The sequence below is a fragment of the Amycolatopsis sacchari genome, from assembly GCF_900114035.1.
Taxonomy (GTDB): domain Bacteria; phylum Actinomycetota; class Actinomycetes; order Mycobacteriales; family Pseudonocardiaceae; genus Amycolatopsis_E; species Amycolatopsis_E sacchari.
In genome coordinates, this window is sequence record NZ_FORP01000007.1 from 107,688 (window position 1) to 124,481 (window position 16,794).

13 protein-coding genes are annotated in these 16,794 nt (G+C 73.1%); 9 read left to right on the forward strand and 4 right to left on the reverse strand.

Features of this window, described 5'->3' with window-relative positions:
• The first annotated feature begins 99 nt into the window (after window positions 1-99).
• Window positions 100-852: an SDR family NAD(P)-dependent oxidoreductase gene (locus BMZ92_RS14315; protein WP_177228693.1), complete on the forward strand. Its 753-nt coding sequence runs from the start codon at window positions 100-102 to the stop codon at window positions 850-852.
• A gap of 4 nt (window positions 853-856) precedes the next feature.
• Here the strand turns inward: BMZ92_RS14315 and BMZ92_RS14320 are convergent, their stop codons facing one another.
• The 3 genes from BMZ92_RS14320 to BMZ92_RS14330 form a co-directional block, all read right to left on the reverse strand.
• Window positions 857-3,607 carry a helix-turn-helix transcriptional regulator gene (locus BMZ92_RS14320; protein ID WP_091507306.1) on the reverse strand — a complete coding sequence of 917 codons (2,751 nt, stop codon included), beginning with the start codon at window positions 3,605-3,607 and terminating at the stop codon, window positions 857-859.
• A 135-nt stretch (window positions 3,608-3,742) separates the two neighbouring features.
• Window positions 3,743-4,498 carry an MBL fold metallo-hydrolase gene (locus tag BMZ92_RS14325; RefSeq protein ID WP_091507308.1) on the reverse strand — a complete coding sequence of 252 codons (756 nt, stop codon included), beginning with the start codon at window positions 4,496-4,498 and terminating at the stop codon, window positions 3,743-3,745.
• Window positions 4,499-4,518: 20 nt separating this feature from the next.
• On the reverse strand, window positions 4,519-4,947 hold the full coding sequence (locus tag BMZ92_RS14330) for a nuclear transport factor 2 family protein (protein WP_091507310.1): 429 nt from the start codon (window positions 4,945-4,947) through the stop codon (window positions 4,519-4,521).
• A 93-nt stretch (window positions 4,948-5,040) separates the two neighbouring features.
• On the opposite strand from BMZ92_RS14330, the gene BMZ92_RS14335 reads away from it, so the two are divergent.
• From BMZ92_RS14335 to BMZ92_RS14365, 7 genes are all read left to right on the forward strand, one after another.
• A complete protein-coding gene (locus tag BMZ92_RS14335; protein WP_091507765.1) occupies window positions 5,041-5,649 on the forward strand; it encodes a TetR/AcrR family transcriptional regulator in 609 nt (202 codons plus the stop codon).
• Between the two features lie 86 nt (window positions 5,650-5,735).
• Window positions 5,736-6,479, forward strand: coding sequence for a PIG-L family deacetylase (locus tag BMZ92_RS14340; protein WP_091507313.1), 744 nt, complete (start codon window positions 5,736-5,738; stop codon window positions 6,477-6,479).
• 27 nt (window positions 6,480-6,506) lie between these two features.
• Window positions 6,507-8,771 carry a YfhO family protein gene (locus tag BMZ92_RS14345; protein ID WP_143249861.1) on the forward strand — a complete coding sequence of 755 codons (2,265 nt, stop codon included), beginning with the start codon at window positions 6,507-6,509 and terminating at the stop codon, window positions 8,769-8,771.
• An 80-nt stretch (window positions 8,772-8,851) separates the two neighbouring features.
• A complete protein-coding gene (locus tag BMZ92_RS14350; protein ID WP_091507317.1) occupies window positions 8,852-9,871 on the forward strand; it encodes a zinc-dependent alcohol dehydrogenase family protein in 1,020 nt (339 codons plus the stop codon).
• Between the two features lie 20 nt (window positions 9,872-9,891).
• The gene (locus tag BMZ92_RS14355) at window positions 9,892-10,731 is read left to right on the forward strand and encodes an MmyB family transcriptional regulator (RefSeq protein WP_091507767.1); all 840 of its coding nucleotides are present in this window, start codon (window positions 9,892-9,894) and stop codon (window positions 10,729-10,731) included.
• Window positions 10,732-10,885: 154 nt separating this feature from the next.
• A complete protein-coding gene (locus BMZ92_RS14360) occupies window positions 10,886-11,743 on the forward strand; it encodes a formate/nitrite transporter family protein (RefSeq protein WP_091507320.1) in 858 nt (285 codons plus the stop codon).
• Between the two features lie 89 nt (window positions 11,744-11,832).
• Window positions 11,833-13,338 (forward strand): amino acid permease, encoded by a 1,506-nt coding sequence (locus BMZ92_RS14365; RefSeq protein ID WP_091507322.1) that lies wholly within the window; start codon window positions 11,833-11,835, stop codon window positions 13,336-13,338.
• Between the two features lie 271 nt (window positions 13,339-13,609).
• Here the strand turns inward: BMZ92_RS14365 and BMZ92_RS14370 are convergent, their stop codons facing one another.
• Window positions 13,610-14,221 carry a TetR/AcrR family transcriptional regulator gene (locus BMZ92_RS14370; protein ID WP_091507325.1) on the reverse strand — a complete coding sequence of 204 codons (612 nt, stop codon included), beginning with the start codon at window positions 14,219-14,221 and terminating at the stop codon, window positions 13,610-13,612.
• A gap of 190 nt (window positions 14,222-14,411) precedes the next feature.
• On the opposite strand from BMZ92_RS14370, the gene BMZ92_RS14375 reads away from it, so the two are divergent.
• A complete protein-coding gene (locus tag BMZ92_RS14375; RefSeq protein ID WP_091507328.1) occupies window positions 14,412-16,787 on the forward strand; it encodes a glycoside hydrolase family 3 C-terminal domain-containing protein in 2,376 nt (791 codons plus the stop codon).
• Window positions 16,788-16,794: the final 7 nt, after the last annotated feature.

The window sequence follows — 16,794 nt, forward strand, 5'->3', positions numbered from 1 at the left end:
GGCCAGGTTAAGCGCGCCACGCCGACTCATCCTGGGTGCGTTCCACCCAGGAAAACCGCGCCCTCCCACGCCGGGCGCCGGGCCACGACCGTGGACCCCATGACCTCCTCCTGGGACCTCACCGGCCGCGTCGCGGTCGTCACCGGTGCCGCCCGCGGCATCGGCCACGCCACCGCCACGCTGCTTCGGGAACGCGGCGCCCGGCTCGTCGTCACCGACCGGTCGGACGCCGTGGAAAAGCTCGCCGCGGACCACCCGGACACCGTCGCCGCGCTCGTGGGCGACGTCGCCGACGAGGAGCTCGCCCGCGCGACGATGCGGCTGGCCACCGACCGGTTCGGCCGGCTGGACATCCTCGTCAACAACGCCGGGCGCACCCTCAACAAGCCGGTCACCGAGACGACCGTCGAGGACTTCGAAGGCATCATGCGCGTCAACGCCCGCGGCAACTTCGTGCAGGCGCGCGAAGCGTTCCGGGTGATGGAGGACCACGGCGGCGGCGCCATCGTGTCGATCGCCTCGGTCTCGTCGGTCGTCGCCTTCGAGACCCAGACCGCCTACGCCGCCTCCAAGGGCGCACTCGCCCAGCTGACCCGCGTCCTCGCGATCGAGGGCGGCGCCAAGGGGATCCGGTCCAACGCCGTGCTGCCCGGCGTGATCGACACCGACATCATGGAGGGCGTCGTGGAGAACGGGCGCGAGATGCTCGCCTCCTTCGGCGACGCCCACCCGCTCCGGCGGATCGGGCAGCCCCGCGAAGTGGCCGAAGCCGTCGCCTTCCTCTGCTCCGACGCCGCGAGCTTCGTCACCGGGGCGCTCCTCGCCGTCGACGGCGGGTGGACCGCCCAGTGACGCCTCACTCGGACGCGATCAGCTTCCCGGCGGGCAGCGCCGACCGGAGCTGACGCCGCGAGCTGATCCCGAGCTTGGCGAACACCTTGCGCAGGTGCCATTCGACGGTCCGCGCGCTGAGGAACAGCTGCGCGCCGATCTCCGGGTTGGAGAACCCGCTCCGCGCCAGCCGCGCGATCTGGGCCTCCTGGGCGGTCAGGGACACGGTGGCCCCGCCGTACCGTTCACGGGCCGCGACACCCGTCGCGGCCAGCTCCCGTCGCGCGCGCTCGGCGAACCCCGCCGCCCCCATCGCGGTGAACGCCTCGTGGGCCGTGCGCAGCTGGGCGCGGGCGTCGGTCCGGCGGCCCGCCCGGCGCAGCCACTCGCCGTACAACAACCGCGCCCTGGCCAGCTCCAGCCGCATCCGGCCGCGCCCGAGGTGCTCGATCGCCTCCCGGTACGAGCGCTCGGCCTCGTCCCCCTCGGCGAGCAGGGCGCGGCACCGGGCCTCGATCCCCGATGCCCACGCGGTACCGCTCGCCCGCGTACTGCCGACAAGCCGGTCGAACGCGTCCGCGGCCCGCTCCGGGCGGCCACTCCTGACCGCCGCCTCGACGAGCTGGACCAGCGAGTAGTTCGCGAACGCGAGTTCGTCGGGGTTGGCGGCGCCGTCGGCCGCGGCCTCGAACGCTTCGCCGTAGCGGCAGAGTCCGTTGTGGAGCACCGCCTGCGCGTGGCGCACGACCGTCAGCCCCATCCCATCACCCCGCCGGACGGCGTTGTCCACAATGGATTCCGCGAGCGTGCCCAGCCTGGTTTCGTCGCCCCGGTAGGCCGCGAGGGCCAGCTCCCCGTAGGCGGGCAGGCCGCTGCCGGTCGCCTCCGTGACCGCCGCGACCTCCCCCACCAGCGTCGCGGCGGCGTCCAGCTCCCCGGCGAACAGGTGCAGCCCGATCCGGGCGGTCAGCGCGATCGGCAGGATCGCGAGCGCGCCCGCCTCCCTGGCCAGCCGGACGTGCCGGTCGCCCAGCACCTGCCAGGAGTCGTCGTCCCACAGGTCGTGCGCGGCGTGGGTGGCGAGCCACAGCCGGCGGATCGCCTCCGCCTGCGGCAGCTCCGCGGTCCGGAATGCGGCCACGGCCCGTTTCAGCGCGGGGCCGCCGGCCTCGTAGCCGCCGGTCACGACGGCCGCCAGGCCCGCCGCGAGCGAGCCGGCCGACCCCGCACCGGGCGGCATCGCCTCGCACACCTGCCGCAGTCCGGTTTCGCCGGCGAGGCGGCCGACGTACAGCCCCGCCGCGAGCGCCTCGAGATACGCCTCGCGCGCGAGCGCCGGGTCGAGCGGCGCGAGCTTTTCCGCCGCGGCCAGCAACAACGGCGGGGCGTCGCGGCCGTGGCTCGACGTGAAGGCCAGCCGCGCTCGCAGGAGGTCCACCCGTGCCCGGGTCAGCTCACCGGGCGTGCTCGCCGAGGCCAGCGCGAGCAGGGTGCGCGCCTCGTCCGGCGCCCCCGCCTGGTGTTTCGCCTGCGCCGCCGCCAGCGCCCTGGCGGCCACCCGCCCGGGTTCGGCGGTGACCGCCGCGGCGCGTTCGAGCAACGCGGCCGCCGCCGCGAACCCGCCGCGGGCCTGCGCCCGCCCCGCCGACCGCTCCAGCTCGACCGCGACCTCCTCGTCCGGCCCGGACACGGCCCTGGCCCGGTGCCACGCGCGCCGGTCCGGATCAGCCGCCGGGTCGGTGACCTCGGCCAGCGCCCCGTGTGCCGCGCGCCGGTCCGCCGCCGGGGCCGACCGGTAGACCGCCGAGCGCACCAGCGGGTGCCGGAAGCGGACCCTGGTCCCGAATTCGACCAGCTCCGCGAAGTCCGCGCCGGACGCCGGGGCGGGCTCGATGCCCTGCGCCCGCGCGGCACGCCACAGCAGCGCGACGTCCCCGGCGGGCTCGGCCGCGGCGGTGACCAGCAGCCTGCGGGCCTGTCTGGGGAGCGACCGGAACCGGCGCGCGTACCCCGCTTCGAGCCGCCGGTCCAGCGGGAGGCCGGGCAGGCCGAAGCCACCGGCCAGCTCCGCCGGGGTGAACGCGCGCGGCAGCTCCAGCAACGCCAGCGGGTTGCCCCGGCTCTCCGCGACGATCTGGTCGCGCACCGACGCGTCGAGCGGGCCGGCCAGCGCGCCCATCAGCAGGGCGCGCGCGTCGGCGTCACCGAGCCCGGCGAGCGCGAGCTCGGGCAGCCCGCGGAACCCGTGCTCGCCGTCCGCCGCCCGCACGGCCGCGACCAGCACGACCGGTTCGGCGAGCAGCCTGCGGGCCACGAACGCGAGCACCCGCGCCGAAGCGCTGTCGAGCTCCTGCACGTCGTCGACGAGGCAGAGCAGCGGCTGGTGCCCGGCGGCCTCGGACAGCAGGCTCAGCACCGCGAGCCCGACCAGGAACCGGTCGGGCGCCGGACCGGTGCTCAGCCCGAAGGCCGTCGCGAGCGCGGCGCGCTGCGGGGCGGGCAGGCGGTCGAGGTGGCCGAGCAGCGGCGCGCACAGCTGGTGCAGGCCCGCGAACGCGAGCTCCGCCTCCGGCTCCAGCCCCGCCGCGCGCACCACGCGGTAGCCGGGAGCCTGCGCGGACAGGTGGTCGAGCAGCGCGCTCTTGCCGATGCCCGCCTCGCCCCGCAGCACGAGCACCCGGCTCGTCCCGCCGCGCGCCTGGGCCAGCAGCTGGTCCAGGCGCCGCAGTTCGCCGTCGCGGCCCCGCAGGTCCGGCCCGGAAGCGCCAGCAGTCATGACTCCCCACCGAGGTTCGATGCGGTTCGCCCGCCGGGGTGAAGCTCCATCGTGGCACACCCCGGGCCGGATTCCCCCCGCGGAAACCAGGGAGTCGCACTGGCGCGACCGGTGCCTGCCCGGCCGCACGTGGACTCAGGGGGACACGGTCAGCGGTTCTCCAGGGTTGATGACCGTGACCGGGACATCGGGGACGAGGCGGCGGGCGGCCTCGACGAAACGAGCGGGGTCCTTGTCGCTCTTGAGGAACAGCCTGTCGCCGATCGGGCCGCCGGTGAAGGCGTAGTGCTGCGGCACCGCCAGTTTCGGGCGCAGCACGGCGGTGAGTTCGGCCGCCTCTTCGGCGTTCATGACGACCTGCTTGTTGCCCGCCATCCGGATGTGCAGGCCGTTGACGGGAAGCAGCGCCACGTCCAGCGGGCCGTACCGGTCGGTCAGGGTGCGCAGTTCCGGGACGAGCAGCGTGTCCCCGGCGAAGTAGACGCGGCGCCCGCCGGCGCTGAGCACATAGGTGACCTCGTAGCAGCCGTGCTTGCCGGGCGCCGCGGCGATGGTCAGGTCGCCGACCCGGGCGGACTGCCACGGTTCCAGCGCGCGGACGTTGGTGAACCCCGCCTTGCGGGCCGGCCCGACCACCGGTCCGGCGACGAGGAGGGGCACGTCCTTGTCGCGGTAGCGGCGGAAGGCGCCGAGGTCGCAGTGGTCGTAGTGCTCGTGGCTGATCACGACCGCGTCCAGGTGGGGCAGGGTCTCCGGCTGGAAGGCGACGGGCTCGCCCGGGTGGTAGAAGAGCTTCTGGCTGAACCAGGGGTCGGTGAGCACGGTCAGGTCGCCGAACTGGATCAGGTGGCAGCTGTGGGTCACCCGGGTGATGACGAGCGGCTCGGTCATGGCTGTTCCCTCGTTTCGTGTCACCGGTTGCCCGCGTCGGCGGGGCTGGCTCCGCCCAGAGGTGCGCGCTGCGGGGAGATGACCCGGCGGCTGATGCGCCAGGCATCGTCGTGGCGTCGCAGGCTGTCGAGGTGCGTCACGCTGGCGAGTGTCCCGTCGGCCAGGATGACGAGGCCCTTGGAGCGTGCGGTCGCCCGGCCTTCCTCCTCGCCGGTGATGACGATGTTCGTCAGGTGGTGGGCGATGGGGTTGTCCGCGCCGAGGTGCAGGGCGGCGCTCCTGACCGCCTCGATCCCCTCGAAGGTTCCGACGCCGAGAGCGCTCATGTCGTAGACGACGTCCGGTGTGAAGACCTCCCCGAGCCGGTCCAGGTGGCCTTCGTCGAACAGGTGCCCGTGCAGGGACAGGGTCTCGCTGATCGCCTGGCGGTCTTCCGCGCGCAGTTCCACTATCACTGTGTACTCCGTTCTTGTTGGTACCCAGTACCAGACTGTACGCAGTTCCTCATGGAACGGCAAGCCACTCTTGCTATGCTGGTGGTCATGACCTCGCCTCGTCCGCTCGTGGAGCGCAAGCGACGCCAGGCGCGAGCGCGCATCATCGAGGCCGCCCAGGAGCTGTTCCACGAGCGGGGCTTCGACGGCGTCTCGGTCGGCGACATCGCCGAGCGCGCCGAAGTCGGCCGCACCACGTTCTTCCGCCACTTCGTGGACAAGCAGGAGGTCGTGTTCGCCAGGGAGCAGGAGCTGCTCGAGGTGGTCGACGCGACGGCCCGGGCGGACGACGTCCCGGCCGCACGGAGCGCGACCGAAGCCATCGAGCAACTCCGCCCGGTCGTGCTCGCGATCTGCGCCCAGGCGGCCGCCGACCCGGAGGGCTACACCCGCCACTTCCAGCTCATCGAGCAGCACCCGGAACTCCGCGCCCGCGACGCCGTGAAGGTGCAGGAGATCGCCGACAAACTGGGCGATCTGCTCATCGGCCGCGGATCCGACGAGGCCACCGCCCGCTTCGCCGCGCACATCGCCATCGCCTGCTACCAGACCGCCAAACGCCTGGGCAACGACCCCCGCACCCTGGTGGACGACGTGCGGGCCGCCTTCGAACGAGTGCTCACGCTGGGCGCAGGCCCCACCGAACCCCGGTCGTAGCCCGATCCAGGACTGGGCGTCCACTTCGGGCTCGCCGGGGAAACGGCGCCGGTCCCCACCGCGACTACGGGGGTGAGGAGGCGGGGATGGCACACAGCTTCTACTTCGCGGCGCACGCCGACGACGCGCTGTTGTTCCGGGGCAACCAGCTCTTCGCCGACGAACACACCCGCGGCGCGCAGGTCGTGCACGTGACGACCACGGGCGGGGACGCCGGGCGCACCGACGGCTGGTGGCAGGCGCGCGAGCAGGGCCTCGTGGACGCCCTGAACGCCACCGCCGGCGATCCACCCGTCACCACCGAGACGATCACGCTCGGCGGCCGCGCCCTGACCCGGTACCGCGCGGCGAACTGGTTCCTCTACCCGCTCCGCCTGCCCGACGGCGGGCTCGACGGGCAGGGCTTCGGCCTCGGCTCGCTCACGATGCTGCGCGACGGGCGGCTCGGCGCGCTGACCCCGCTCGACGGGAGCACGCCGTACCAGGGCTGGCCCGCGGTCGTCGCGACCCTGCGGGCGATCGTGGCCGGTCACCGCGACAGCGGCGAAACGCCGTGGCTCAACGTCGCCGACCCCGATCCGGCCCGCAACCCCGGCGACCACCCCGACCACTACGCGACCGCGGCCGCCGCCGACGCGATCGCCGACGCCGACCGGGCCAGCGCCTGGTTCTGGACCGGCTACGACACGAAGAACCGGCCCGCCAACCTCGACGGTCTCGCGCTGGAGGCGAAACGTTTCCTCTTCGCCGCGTACGGCTGGCGGACCGGCGGGCCCGACGAGACGGAATGGGGTTGGTGGGGGCCGCGCGACTACGGCCGGGTGCGCTGACGGAAAATCGCCCGTAACGCCATTTGGGTGACGTCCGATAGGGGGACCATGGGGCTCGACGCCGAGGTCGGCAACGCTACTGCGCTGTCCCACACCACCGAGGCCCCCGCCCCGCGGTCACGCCGCGTGCCGGAGTGGCTCGTGGTCCTGGCCGTCGGTGCCGTGGCCGTCGTCGGATTCTCGATCCCGTACTGGCTGCAGCCGCGCTTCTTCTTCGTCGGCGACAACCCCGAGTCGTTCGTGCCGCTCTGGCACCACCTCGGCACGCAGCTGCGTGCCGGGCACTGGCCGATGATGGACGCCGCGGGCTGGTACGGCGGCAACTACGCCGCCGAGGGCGAGTACGCGATGTGGAACCCCGTCGAGCTGCTCGGCTACGTGGTGGTTTCGCTGTTCGACAACCTCGCGGCGGCCTCGGCGGTCGTCAACGTCGCCTTCCTCGCCCTGCTCAGCATGGCCGCATACCTGCTGTGCCGCGAGTACGGCGCCGCGCGCGTGCCGTCGGTGGTGCTGGGGCTGGCGATGCCCGCCGGGGGCTTCACGCTCTTCTACGCGGCGGCGGGCTGGCCGGCCGAGCTGATGGCGCTCACGTGGCTGGCGTGGTTCTGGTGGGCCGCGCGCCGGCACGTGCGCGGCGCGCTGAACCCGTTGGTGCCGTTCGCCTTCGGGGCATTGGCGATCACCACCGGGAACCCGTACGCCGCACTGGGCATCGCGATCGTCAGCACCGGGATCATCGTCGAACTGGCCCTGCGGCGCCGATTCCGCCCCATCGCGCACCTCGTGCTCATCGGGCTGTGCGTCGCGGCGGCCGCCTTCCCCGCGTTCCTGCCGCTCCAGCTGGTGCTGCCGGTGACCGACCGGCAGGGCCTCGCCATGATCAGCAACGACATGTTCCAGGTGCCGCACCTCGGCGACCTGCTCACCTCCAGCGCCCCCACGTACCTGCCCGGCATCGTCAACTGGGACGGCGCGGTGCGCGAAACCCTGCCCTCCACGTACTTCGCGTGGTTCGCCGTGCCGCTGCTGCCGTGGGTGCGGTTCGGCGCGCTCCGCCGGGCGGCCCGCCCGCTCACGAGCGTCGCGGTGATCTGCGGGATCTACTTCCTGCTGGTGCTCGGCCCGTCCAACCTGTGGCTGTTCCGCTGGCCGATCCGGCTCATCGAGCACCTGTACCTGGGGGTGGCCGTCCTCGTCGCGGTGCTGCTGTCCGCGGGGCTCGCGCGGGACCACGTGCGGCGGCGGGCGGTGGCCTCGGCGTGCCTGGTCCTGGTGGCCGGGTACCTCTCGACCGCGCTCAGCCCCGAGATCTCCTGGCTGCACCTGCTCGCCACCGTCGCCGTGCTGGCGCTGGTCGCGGCCGCGGTCGTCGTCCACCGCCGGTACGGGCCGCGCCCGTTCGGTGCCGTGCTGCTGGCCGGCACGGTCGCGATCATGGCCTACCAGACCGGGAACCTCCCGGTGAAGGCGGCGCCGACCGCGGAGGGCCCGGTTTCGGTGAGCCAGATCCGGGAGGGCGCGGTCACGATGCGCGGCACAGTGCTGCAGCTCGCGGACCAGACGCCGGTCCGCACGGAGGACTACGCGAACGGGGACCTCCTGTTCGGCAACGAGAACATCCTGCGCGGCCACGAGACGATCAACCACTACAGCGGCATCAGCTTCGCGAAGTTCAACACGGCGCTGTGCATGACCTACAAGGGCGAGGTGTGCCCGGACGCCTTCCGGCGGCTGTGGCAGCCGGACGCGGACACCGGCGTCCCGCCGGTGGACGCGCTGCGCGTGCAAACCCTGGTCCTGCAACGGCATCTGCTGCCCGAGGCCGCCGACCAGCCACCCCCGCCGGGCTGGCAGGTGGCGGCCCGCGACGCCGTCCGCACCGTGTGGACGCGGTCCGCGCCGCCCTACCCCGGCCGGGTGTCGTGGGCCTCACCCGGCACCGAGGTGCTGGACTCGCGGTCCCAGCCGGAGCAGGAGGCGGTCACCTACCGCGCCCAGCCTGGTGGCGGCCGGATCCTCTTCGCCCGGCTGAACTGGCCCGGCTACACGGCCACTGTGGACGGTGCCGCCGTCCCGGTGCGGGAGGACGCCACGGGCCTGATCGTGCTGGACGTGCCCCCCGGTGAGCACCGCGTGGACCTGTCCTTCCGCGAGCCCGGGCTGCGTGCCGCCGCGTGGGTGTTCGGGGCGGCGACGGTCGTCGCGCTGGCGCACGCGGCCGTCTGGTGGTGGCGCCGCAGCCGGCTGAGGGGGCCTCGCAGAACCTCCCAGCTCCCCTCTCCGCCGACCTAACGTGGTCGTGTCACGGCCGCCGCAGCGGGTATGCCCCTCCGCGCGACCGTGCTCGAACGACTCACGAGGAGCGACACGAGATGCTTGGTGTGGTCATGCACGCCCCCGGCGACGTCCGGGTCGAAGAGCGTGAAGACCCGAAGATCCAGTACCCGACGGACGCGGTCATCCGGGTCGCCGCGGCCTGCATCTGCGGGTCCGACCTGTGGCCCTACCGCGGCGCCGACGACGTCCACGACGCCCCGATGGGCCACGAGTACGTCGGCGTGGTCGAAGAGGTCGGCGACGAGGTGCGCAACGTCAAGCCCGGTGACTTCGTCGTCGGCTCGTTCTTCGCCTCCGACAACACCTGCGAGATCTGCCGCGCCGGGTACCAGTCCCGCTGCGTGCACGCCGAGCCGATGGGCGCGCTGGGCACCCAGGCGCAGCGCGCCCGCGTCCCGCTCGCCGACGGCACGCTCGTGGCCACCCCGGGGATGCCGGACGCGGACCTGGTCCCGTCCCTGCTCGCCGCGTCCGATGTGCTGGGCACCGGCTGGTTCGGCGCGGTCGCGGCGGAGGCGGGGCCTGGCAAGACGGTCGCCGTCGTCGGCGACGGCGCGGTGGGCCTGCACGCGGTGCTGGCCGCGAAGCAGCTGGGCGCCGAGCGGATCGTCATCTTCAGCAGGCACGCCGACCGACAGCGGCTCGCCGCCGAGTTCGGCGCGACCGACGTCATCGCCGAACGGGGTGACGAAGGGGTCGCGAAGCTCAAGGACCTCACCGGCGGGCTGGGCGCACACTCGGTGGTCGAGGCCGTGGGCACGCAGGAGTCGATGATGCAGGCCATCCGCGCGACCCGCCCCGGCGGGCACGTCGGCTACGTGGGCGTCGCGCACGACGTCGCTTTGCCCGGCGGCGAGCTGTTCTTCTCCGGGGTGCACCTGCACGGCGGACCCGCACCCGTGCGCCGCTTCCTGCCCGAGCTGATCCAGCTCATCTGGGACCGCACCATCGACCCCGGCAAGGTCTTCGACCGCACCCTCCCGCTGGCCGACGCCGCCGAGGGCTACCGGGCGATGGACGAACGACGGGCGATCAAGGTCCTGCTCACGGTATGAACGGCGCCTACCGTGGAGCCGTGGACTGGAAGAAGGACGTCCGGGACTTCCTGGTCTCGCGCCGCGCCAGGGTGACCCCGGCGCGCGCGGGGCTGCCCGACGTGGGCGGCGAACGGCGGGTGCCGGGGCTGCGGCGCGAGGAGGTCGCGACGCTCGCCGGGGTCAGCACCGACTACTACACCCGGCTGGAGCGCGGCAACATCGCGGGCGCGTCGGACGGGGTGCTCGACGCGATCGCCAGGGCCCTGCAGCTCGACGACGCCGAGCGCGCGCACCTGTTCGACCTGGCCCGCGCCCGTGCCCGCCGGCCCCGGCACTCCGCGCGGCACGTGCGGCCGTCGGTCCGGCGGATCCTCGACGCGATGGACGTCCCGGCCATGGTGCAGAACGCCGCGCAGGACGTCGTGGCAGCGAACGCGCTGGGACGGGCGCTGTACGCCCCGCACTTCGAGGCGGGACCGCGGCCCAACATCGCGCGGTTCATCTTCCTGGACCCGCGGGCGCGGGAGTTCTACGTCGACTGGGAGCTGGCCCGGCACACCTGTGCCGCGATGCTGCGCCGCGACCTCGGGCGTGACCCGGCGAACGCGGACCTCGCCGCGCTCGTCGGCGAACTGTCCGCGCGCAGCGGCACCTTCGCGCGGGACTGGGCGCGGCACAACATGCACATCCACCGCACCGGCACGAAGGCGTTCCGGCACCCCGGCGTCGGCCTCCTCGAGGTGGACTTCGACGTGTTCGAGCTGCCCGGGGACGACAACCTGATCATGGTCACCTACAGCGCCGCACCCGGCTCCCCCGCGGCCGACGCGCTGGCGCTGCTGGCGCTGGACTCCCCTGCGGCGGCCGATATCGCCTGAACGTCCGGATCACCCGGTGATGGGAGGTTTCACACCGGATACCGGCACGAGTGCGTGAACGGATACCGCACGCTGATCTGCCCGCCACGTCCGCGACGCGGGGCGGAGATCGAATGCGGGCGTCACCGCAGCGTATGAGAGAAAGGACAAGCTCGTGCCGATTCCCGCGTCCGAAGCACTCGGCCTGCAGGCCGAGGTCGCCGAAGGCAAGATCGACGACCTGCGCCGCCCGGGGCGCTACCTGGTGAGCTCGCTGTTCGCCGGGGCGTTCATCGGGGTCGCCGTCGTGTTGCTGCTGGAGGCGACCGGACCACTCGACGCGGCGCACTCGCCCTGGACGAAAGTGGTGCAGGGACTGGTGTTCGGCATCGCGCTGACCGCCGTGGTGTTCGCCGGCGCGGAACTGTCCACCGGCAACATGATGACGATGACGCAGGGCGTGCTGGTGCGGCGGCGCGGGGTGGGCGCTGCGGTGGGCGTCGTGCTCGCGTCGTTCGTGGGCAACCTGCTCGGCTCGGTCCTGTTCGCCTGGCTGGTGCACGAGGGCGGGGTGCTGGCGATCGGCGCCACCCCCGGCCACGCGGGGCCCGGTGCCGCGCTGCTGGCGAGCCTGCTGAAGGCCAAGACCGCGGAATCCGCCGGGGCGTTGTTCTTCCGCGGCGTGCTGTGCAACTTCCTGGTGTGCCTCGCGGTGTGGATGGCGGCGCGCACGAAGTCCGACGGGGCCAAGCTCGCGCTCATCTTCTGGTGCCTGCTGGCGTTCGTCGCGTCCGGGTTCGAGCACGTCGTGGCCAACATGACGACGTTCTCGCTGGGGCTGTTCGAGGACGTGCCCGGCGTGACCCTCGCGGCGTTCGGGCGGAACCTGCTGTTCGTCGGGCTCGGCAACCTCGTCGGCGGCGGGCTGCTCGTCGGCGCCGGGTACGCCTTCGTGGCGCGGCGGCCCGGCGCCAAGGCGCACGGAACCGACACCGCAGGTCAGGAGGGCGAGCTGGCGAGCACGCGCGCGTGACGCCCCGGCCCGTCCTTGACGGTCTTCCCCGGCGGGGCTACTTTCTGCGGACTCGCATTGGCGCGTTCCTGGACCATTGAGGGGATCCCGTGGACGAGGACAGCATCCGGCTCCACCAGCTCGGTTACGCGCAGGAACTCCGGCGCACCATGTCGGCCTTCTCGAACTTCGCCGTCTCGTTCACGATCATCTCGATCCTGTCGGGCTGCCTGACGCTCTACGGGTTCGGCCTGGGCACCGGCGGCCCCGCCGCGATGGTGTGGGGCTGGCCGCTGGTCGGGGTGTTCGTGGTCCTCGTCGGGCTCGGGATGGCCGAGGTGTGTTCGAGCTACCCGACGGCGGGCGGGCTCTACTACTGGGCGGCGAAGCTGGCGCCGGCCCGCAGCGCCGCGGCCTGGTCGTGGTTCACCGGCTGGTTCAACCTCGTCGGGCAGGTCGCGGTCACCGCGGGGATCGACTTCGGGGCCGCCCTGTTCCTCAACGCGTTCCTCGACCTGCAGTTCGGGTTCGCCGCCACGCCGGGGCACACGATCACCCTGCTCGCGTTCATCCTGGTGCTGCACGGGCTGCTCAACACGTTCGGCGTGCGGCTGGTGGCCTTCCTCAACAACGTCAGCGTGTGGTGGCACCTCATCGGTGTCGTGGTGATCGTGGCGGTGCTGGCGTTCGTGCCGGCCCGCCACCAGTCCGCGTCGTTCGTGTTCGGGCACTTCGTGAACAACACGGGCTGGGGTTTCGCGCCGTACGTGTTCGCGCTCGGGTTGCTCGTCGCGCAGTACACGCTCACCGGGTACGACGCGTCCGCGCACATGACGGAGGAAACCCGCAACGCGGCGAAAGCCGGGCCGCGCGGGATCGTCCACTCCATACTGGTGTCGCTCGTCGCGGGCTGGATCCTGTTGCTGGGCCTGACTTTCGCGATCCAGGACTACGACGGCGCGGTGAACTCAGCGACCGGCGTCCCGCCCGCGCAGATCTTCCTCGACGCGGCGGGCGCGACCACCGGCAAGTTCCTCCTGCTGATCGCGATCGGCGCGCAGCTGTTCTGCGGCATGGCGTCGGTGACGGCGAACTCACGCATGATCTACGCCTTCGCCCGCGACGGCGCGATCCCCGGATCCTCGTGGTGGCACCGCATCAACAAGCGCACCCGCACGCCGACGAACTCGGTGTGGCTGGCCGCCGTGGGTGCCTTGGTCCTCGCACTGCCGTACCTGTGGAGCGCGACGGCGTACGCGGCCGTGACGTCGATCGCCACCGTCGGCCTGTACGTCGCGTACGTGATCCCGGTCTTCCTGCGGGTGCGCAAGGGCGACGCGTTCGAGCGCGGTCCCTGGCACCTCGGCCGGTGGGGCCGCCCGGTCGGGATCGTGGCGTCGGTGTGGGTCGCGTTGATCTTCGTGTTGTTCATGCTGCCGCAGGCGTCCCCGATCACGGTGCGAACGTTCAACTACACGCCGGTCGCGTTCGTCGTGGTGCTCGGCGGGGCGGCGGTGTGGTGGTTCGCCTCGGCGCGGAAGTGGTTCACCGGCCCGAAGGTGCAGGGCTCGGCCGCGGAACTGGAAGCCGTGGAGGAGGACCTGCGGGTGGTCTGAGCGGAGCCGCGGCGCCCGTCGGCTTCACGGCGGTGCGCCCGTGCCGGGCGAGCCGCCGCCCGGCCAGGCCCCGTCGCCGGTCAGGCCCCGTCGCGGGGCCCCTGCCGCGCAGCGATCCCGCCGCCGCGGAGCAGATTTCCAGCACCGCCAGCAATCCCGCCCTCACTGAGCAGCCCACTCACCGCCGGGCGCCCACAGCGCCTCGCGCCCGCGCGCCGAGTAGCGGTGCACCCCTCCCCGATGGGGAACCGGCGCAACGACCCAGCCGCGCCTACCCTTCCTCCCGGGGCGCGAGGTGTTCCAGCAGGATCCGCACGAACGCCTCGAACGCGGCGGTCATGTCCTGGTCCCGGTCGAGGAGCCACTGGATCTGCAGCCCGTCGAGCATCGCGAGCACCAGGTTCGCCAGCACGGCCGCGTCGACGTCCGTGCGGAACTCGCCCGTGTCCTGGCCCTGCGCGATCGCCCGGCGGACGCTGCCCCGCAGCCGCTCGTACCGCTCCTCGAAGTACTCGTGCGCGGGATGGCTCTCCGACACGCCCTCGCCCACCAGCACGGTGAACAGCTGCACCAGCTCCGGCGTCGTCGTGTTGCGGGCCACCAGCGCGACGAGCGCGCGCAGTGCCGCGCTCCCGCCCTCGGACCAGGTGTCCCGCATCCACCGCATCGCCTCGCGGTCGCGTTCCTCCAGCACCGCGAGCAGCAGCCGCTCCTTCGACGGGAAGTGGTGCAGCAGACCGGGCTGGGTCAACCGGGCCGCTTCGGCGACCGACGCGAGCGGGGCGCCGCGGTAGCCGTGGCGGGCGAACAGCGGGGCGGCGGCGTCGAGGATCGCGGCGCGGGTGCGCTCGCCCCGCCGCGTGGGCTTGCGGGTACTGGGCATGCCCCACCCTAGACTCCGAAAAGCCTAACGAACGGTAGCGAACGCACGCAGAAGCCCCGCGTGACCTGCTTCTTCATCGATCCGTGACAACCTACCGACTACTAGGTCTTCCGCCGGCCCCGCTCCGCGCACTACCTTGGCCGACGCACCGAAACCACCCGCCGACCAACGACGAGAGGCGGCTGTGCCGATGGACGTCGATCGACGCACCCTGTTGCTGGCGACCGCCGCGGTCGCCCTCTCCCCCGCGCTGACCGCCACCGCCTCGACCGGGGACCCCGTCTCGCGGATGACCCTCGAAGAGAAGGTGTCGCTGCTGCACGGCGCCACCGATCCGGCCTCGCTCGGGCAGGCCGGTTACCTCCCGGGAGTGCCCCGCCTCGGCATCCCCGAGGTCCGCCTGACCGACGGCCCCGCCGGGATCCGCGTCACCCGCCCCGCCACCGCCCTGCCCGCCCCGGTCGCGCTCGCCGCCACCTTCGACCCCGCGACCGCCCGCGACTACGGCCGCGTCCTCGGCGAGGAAGGCCGGTCACTGGGCCAGGACGTGCTGCTCGCCCCCATGACCAACATCGTCCGCGTGCCGCAGGCCGGCCGGAACTTCGAGACGCTGGGCGAAGATCCGCTGCTGGCGGGCGAGCTCGTCGCCGCCGAGGTGCGCGGCATCCAGGAAGCCGGCCTCATCGCGACGGTGAAGCACTACGCGGCCAACAACTTCGAGAACGGCCGCCAGACCGTCAGCGCGGACGTCGACGAGCGCACCCTGCGCGAGATCTACCTCCCGGCGTTCGAAGCGGCAGTGCGCGCCGGAGCCGGTGCGGTGATGGCCTCCTACAACCGCGTCAACGGCGTGTACGCGTCGGAAAACGCGCACCTGCTCACCGAAATCCTGCGGGGCGACTGGGGTTTCCGCGGTTTCGTGATGTCCGACTGGGGCGCGACCCACAGCACGGAGGCGATCCTCGCCGGGCTCGACATGGAGATGCCGAGCGGCACGTACTTCGCCGCTCTCGTCACCGCGGTGCGCGAGGGGCGGATCCCCGAGTCCGTTGTGGACACCGCGGCACGGCGTGTCGTCACCCAGCTGCGGCGGTTCGGCACCCCGAAGACCCGGCCACCCCTGGACCGGGCCGGGCACGCCCGCGCCGCCCGGCGGTTCGCCGCGGCGGGCGCGGTGTTGCTGCGCAACGAAAACGCCGTCCTGCCGCTCACCGGGCTGCGCTCGGTCGCCGTCATCGGGCCGACAGCCCGCAGCCCGCTCGTCGGCGGAGGCGGGAGCGCGCACGTCGTCCCCGAGTACGCCGAAAGCCCGCTCGACGCGCTCGCGCGGCGGGCCGGCCGTCCCCTGCCCTACGCACCGGGCGTGGACCTCGACGGGGTGCCCGTCCCCGCTTCGGCGCTGTCCACGGGCACGATCGACTTCACCGGTTCCGCCGCACTGCCCGCCGGCACCACCCGCACCTGGACCGGCACACTGACCGCGCCCGAAACCGGCGACTACGACCTGCGCATCCAGGGCAGCGGTGCGGTGCAGTCGTTCCAGGGCGGTATCTCGCTCACGCTCGACGGCACGCGGATCGGCTCGGTCGGCGCGATCTTCGGCGGCAACAGCCGCCTGCTCGCCACCGGCGACGGGCTCGGCAACGCGGGCACGGTCGTGCACCTCGAGGCGGGGCAGCCGCACCAGTTCACCATCACCGCCACCGGCGCCGCGGACACGCCGTTGCAGGTCCGGCTCGCGTGGGTCACCCCGGCCCGGCGGCAGCAGGCGCTCGACGAGGCCGTGGCGCTCGCCCGCTCGGCGCGGACGGTGCTGCTGTTCGCGTTCAACGAGGGCACCGAGGGGCAGGACCGGCCGGGCCTGGCCCTGCCCGACAACCAGGATCCCGTCGTCGCCGCCGTCGCGGCGGCGAACTCGCGCACCGTCGTCGTGCTCAACACCGGGGATCCGGTCACCATGCCGTGGCTCGACCGGACGGCGGCCGTGCTGCAGATGTGGTACCCGGGCCAGGAAGGCGCCGACGCGACCGCCGCGTTGCTGCTGGGCGAGGCGAACCCGGGCGGGAAACTGCCCGTGACGTACCCGAAGCGCGAGGCCGACGCCCCGACCGCGCCGCCCGAGCGCTACCCGGGGGTGAACGGGCACGCGCGGTACAGCGAAGGCATCTTCGTCGGCTACCGGCACTACGACGCCCACCACGTCGAGCCGCTGTTCTCGTTCGGGCACGGGCTTTCCTACACCCGCTTCCACTACAGCGACCTGTCCGTGCACGGGCGCCAGGTGGAGTTCCTGCTGCGCAACACCGGTGACCGCGCCGGGGCCGAGGTCGCACAGGTGTACCTCGGGCCACCGGCTTCGGCGCCGGTGCCGATGGCCCGTCAGCTGGCCGCGTTCGCCAGGGTCGAGCTGCGGCCGGGGGAAAGCCGCCGCATCCGCCTGGAGCTGCCCGGGCGCGCGTTGTCGTACTGGTCCGGGGGCTGGCGGGTGGTACCGGGCGACCGCGAGGTGCAGGTCGGCTCGTCCTCCCGCGACATCCGGCTGAACCGGACCGTCTTCGTCCACTGAGGAGGAT